Below are 1,606 nucleotides of genomic sequence, written 5' to 3'. Positions count from 1 at the left end.
ACAAACAACCCGATAACCATGCCCCGCCTGCCCCGCTTCAATCTCGTTGATGTGCCACAACACGTGATTCAGCGTGGCAACAATCGTCAGGCCTGCTTTTTCGAGGCGGACGATTATCTGTTCTATCTCGAATGTTTGAAGGAGGCGTCGAAATCCGCCGGGTGCGATATTCACGCCTACGTGCTGATGACCAACCACGTGCATATTCTCGCCACGCCACGTCGCGACCATGCCGTTTCACGCATGATGCAGTCAGTCGGTCGGCGGTATGTGCAATACGTCAATAGGAGAAATCAGCGGACCGGCACACTCTGGGAAGGCCGCTACAGGGCGAGTCTGGTTGAAGCCGAACGGTATCTACTGACCTGTTATCGCTATATCGAATTGAACCCGGTCCGCGCCAAGAGTTTGCCCGATAAGCCGGAGAACTATCGCTGGTCCAGTTATCATGCCAATGCGCTAGGGCGTGGAGACGCGTGGCTTACGCCGCATCCGCTCTACTCGGATCTCGGCGGATCGCCAGCCGAACGGCAAGCGCGCTACCGAGCGCTGTTTACCGAAGCGCTGACGCAAGAGGCGGTACAGGAGATACGACAGACCGTGAATCAAGGCGTCGCACTCGGCGGAGAACAGTTCAGAGATCAGATCGAAGCGGCATTGGACATGCGTGCTCGACCGGGGAGCCGCGGCCGCCCACGTAATCGCCGTAGTTAATGGTGCAATCGCACAGCAGATAGTTACGGCAGATAATAACCGATCGACAATGCCAGCGTGTTTTAATTGTGTCTGACCCCTTTTAGTGGAGATTTGTTGACTGCTCTCAGACGGACTGGATTAGCGGCGTTCAGGGGTTGCCAGGCTGTTGTTGCCGCTTTTATTTTGATTACCACTCGCTAGAAGTTGCCAGCCGCGATAACCCCCTTGGGTAACGGCTATCCATTCGCAGAAGTGCTTCGCCGAGCGCTCCTAAAAGGCGTTTCTCAGGAGAACAATAATGATCCAGGCTTCGCGGCGCGCGTCCGGCTTCACGCTGATCGAGCTCATAATCGTGGTTGCGATCATCGGCATTCTCGCGGCGATCGCGGTGCCGACCTACTCGAACTATGTCGCCCGCGCACAGTTTTCCGAGGCGCTCACTCTGGTTAGTGGCGTGAAAACCGCGGTGGCGGATGCCTATCAGAGCCGCGACGATCTCGACGGGATTGATAACGGCGTTGGCTCGATACCGGCGGCCAGCGCCATTACGGGCACCTATGTTGAAAATGTCGTAGTTACCGACGGCATCATCACCGCCACATTCAAGGCGGATAGCGCACTCGATGGCAAGACGATGACGTTGATACCCACGATCAACACAGACGCCTTGGCCTGGCAATGCACCACAACGGCGCCGCCCGCCAAGGCGCCTTCGACCTGTAACGAAGCGACACCGAATAATATCGGTTCAGACACGGTGCCAATCACGGACTAACCGCCTCCGGGAGTGCACCATTCGTTCTGTAAATTGGCCTGAGCCGGAAAGGTGACAGGCCACCCGCTATCCTTTCGTTGGAATTCATTAGCCGTGAATGACGAAAGGAGTAACGAATGGCCTGCCAACGACAGG

Annotated in this window: 2 protein-coding genes; both read left to right on the top strand. The window is 56.4% G+C overall.

The genetic code is table 11. The features are described from left to right. A partial coding sequence (locus tag J7355_RS17555) for a transposase (protein ID WP_247740079.1) occupies positions 1-714 on the top strand: 714 nt, incomplete at its 5' end. 280 nt (positions 715-994) lie between these two features. After that, positions 995-1,471 carry a pilin gene (locus tag J7355_RS17550; protein ID WP_209065049.1) on the top strand — a complete coding sequence of 159 codons (477 nt, stop codon included), beginning with the start codon at positions 995-997 and terminating at the stop codon, positions 1,469-1,471. Positions 1,472-1,606 lie beyond the last annotated feature (135 nt).

The sequence above is a fragment of the Endozoicomonas sp. G2_2 genome, assembly GCF_017744135.1.
Taxonomy (GTDB): domain Bacteria; phylum Pseudomonadota; class Gammaproteobacteria; order Nevskiales; family Salinisphaeraceae; genus Salinisphaera.
The sequence above is the reverse complement of the archived record's forward strand: the minus strand, read 5'-3'. Positions and strand labels throughout refer to the sequence as shown.

Excerpts from the sequence above, each read along its gene's own strand:
- J7355_RS17550 (WP_209065049.1), top strand. The coding sequence starts at position 995 with ATGATCCAGGCTTCGCGGCGCGCGTCCGGCTTCACGCTGATCGAGCTC.